Origin of the sequence: Leptospira mayottensis 200901116 (assembly GCF_000306675.2) — a bacterium.
GTDB lineage: Bacteria > Spirochaetota > Leptospiria > Leptospirales > Leptospiraceae > Leptospira > Leptospira mayottensis.
Map to the genome: position 1 here is coordinate 2,797,501 of NZ_CP024871.1, position 2,500 is coordinate 2,800,000.

Below are 2,500 nucleotides of genomic sequence, written 5' to 3' on the forward strand. Positions count from 1 at the left end.
GAGGAGATTACGTTTATCTTAAAGAAGCATATTCACCGATCGTAGCATTTGCCAGTGGATGGCTTTCTCTTTCGATTAACTTTTCTGCTTCAATATCCTTATCTGCATTAGCATTTTCTAAATCATTTTTTTCTTTGTTTAATCCTTCTTGGGACATTTACTTTTTTGATTTTCCGTTCTTAGGACTCACCATCTCAATCGGAAATGCTCAAATCTTAGCAATGTGTGCCATTCTTCTTTTTACGATCATAAACTTCTTTGGAATTTCGACGGCTTCCAGAATTCAGAACTTATTCACAAGTGTAAAAATTCTGGGTTTAGTAAGTTTTGTAATTTTGGGATTCATCATCGGAAATTACGATACGTCTCGTTTTCAGTCCTTCTCTCTATTACCATCGGGCTTAGGAGGAATGGAACTTTTACTTGCAGGAGTAATTCCCGTAACGTATTCGTATTTGGGCTGGAATATGATCACTTATGTAGCCGAAGAAGTCAAAGATCCGGACAAGAATATCTACAAAGCCGTTTTGTATTCCTGCGCGTTAGTCACCATTCTGTATATTCTCATCAACTTTCTCTTTTTAAGTTCCGCGCCTATTTCCGAATTATCGGGAGATAAAATCGGAATCACCGCATCTTCTTTTTTATTTGGATCGAAAGCAACAATTTTTATTACCGCATTTATTTGCTGGGCGTTCCTCGGATCGATTTCCGCTTACATCATCGGAGGTTCAAGAATTTATTTTGCGATGGCAAGAGACGGATTCTTTTTTTCAAATATGGCCAAACTACATTCTAAGCATAAAAGTCCTTACATGTCCCTTCTTTTCCAATGCGGATACGCTTGTTTATTCTGTTTCGTGAAAGAAATTGAAAGTCTTCTTTATTTAATCACTTGTTCCACTTTACTTCTCGCAACGATTACTTCTTACACACCTATTCTTTTTGAAAAAAAACACTACAAATTGAAGTTTAGAATTCCAGGATATCCTTATACAACTTATCTTTACATCGCTTCCAACGTCGGAATTATAGCAACTTTACTCTGGAACAAACCTACCGAAACGTTTTGGGGAATCGGATTCACTCTGCTTTCCGTTCCTATGTACTACTACTTTAAAGCGACACAAACATCTTCAGCAAAAGTCTCCATTCCCCTCGGTTCGGAATCCTCAGAACTCTTGGCAACCAGCCTTCTTCCTGAAAACGAACCGGTTCCCGTTGCCAGCGGAGAGCCGTAATCCAAGCGACCTCTCTCCTTGAAGTCGAAGTATCAACTCAAACTTCATTCCGCTTTAGGAATCATTTCGATCCTCCTTTTAAGTTGTAAGATTTTTCTGTCTCCGATTCTATTCTTACCACAAAGCCTGTTCTTGATCTTGGGAAAAATTGGGATCTTTTTCGGGCTGTCTGCATTTATCTCAGGTTGCGGTCTCGGAAATTATCTCTTTGTACAAAACTCAAAATATACCGAAATTCACATTATTCTTTTGTTAGCCGGTTTGATTTTGCAAATTCCTAGCGTTTCCGAAAATCATTCCAACTTTTATGTAGGCATAGTAGCTATGCTCGGATATCCTCTTCTTATTATAGGCTGGATTTACGGCAGAAAAATTCGCCGTAAAAAATAACGCCCTACAGAAACGTTGTCCTCAACCGTCCATTAAGAAATTATAAACTAAATATGAACTTTCTAACGGATTTTTTTATTATTAAACTCTTCGCATTCTAAGACCCTGGGACAAACTCTAAATTCAATTCCCAAGAAACACATAAGAAAATCAGAATCATCTTTTTTATAAATAAGAACTTCTCATCCCACTCATTTACGTTGATCTCACGTTAGAAGCCGGATCCCCATTACTAGATGTCGATCTTTTTAAAAGAAGGAAGCTTTCCGATCTTCGCGTTTATTTTCGACCATTGTTTTCAGATAAGAATGAATTTCGGGATCATTATCCTGAATCAGTTGCCAAAAAGAAAAACCTCGAATTTTATGCTTCTTTAATAGATTCATTTTCGTTTCGAAGGACCGTCTGTTCATATAAAAGGCGACTCGATCGCAACCTCCCAGAGTATACCAAAGAGAAGGATCGTCATAAACCCGCCCTTCGTGCCGGTATAAATACGGTCGTAGATAAATCCAATCTCCGGATTTTTTCGCTTCCTTGAAAATTTTAGATACATCAGTCGGCTCTTCGGATCTTGGATTCCAATTCATTTTAATATATTGTGTTCTGGAATAGAATACCGCTTTGGAAGGAATATCGCAGTTCAGCGACCAATCATATCCGTAAGTCGGAATGGCCATATATAATTTTGAATTAGGAATTTTTTGTGTAGAATATTCTAATATTCTCTCAATCCACCAGGACGGCGCCTGAGGGCCCGGTCCAGGAAAGGCGTTTTTCCTAGGATGCAATTCGTAGGCCATGATTTTGACCTTATCGGCCACCTTTCCCAAAAATTCATAGTCATGAGAAAGTTGTCCTCTATAAGC

At 38.3% G+C, this 2,500-nt stretch carries 3 protein-coding genes (2 of these 3 running past the window's edge); 2 read left to right on the forward strand and 1 reads right to left on the reverse strand.

Features of this window, described 5'->3' with window-relative positions; all coding sequences use genetic code 11:
- Both LEP1GSC190_RS12730 and LEP1GSC190_RS12735 read left to right on the forward strand, forming a co-directional pair.
- A protein-coding gene (locus LEP1GSC190_RS12730; protein ID WP_237578383.1) for an APC family permease crosses the window boundary here: on the forward strand, window positions 1–1,241 show its 3' portion. 166 nt of this gene lie to the left of the window's left edge; the window shows 1,241 of its 1,407 coding nt (coding positions 167–1,407); its start codon lies beyond the left edge, outside the window; it ends in the stop codon at window positions 1,239–1,241.
- Window positions 1,242–1,259: 18 nt separating this feature from the next.
- Entirely contained in the window at window positions 1,260–1,631 is a 372-nt protein-coding gene (locus LEP1GSC190_RS12735; protein WP_002745180.1) for a hypothetical protein, read from the forward strand.
- Between the two features lie 248 nt (window positions 1,632–1,879).
- Here LEP1GSC190_RS12735 and LEP1GSC190_RS12740 read toward each other — a convergent pair whose 3' ends face one another.
- Window positions 1,880–2,500, reverse strand: the 3' end of a protein-coding gene (locus LEP1GSC190_RS12740) for a glycosyl hydrolase family 18 protein (protein WP_174232267.1). Its footprint extends 738 nt past the window's final position; 621 of the gene's 1,359 nt are visible here — the last part of the coding sequence; its start codon lies beyond the right edge, outside the window; it ends in the stop codon at window positions 1,880–1,882.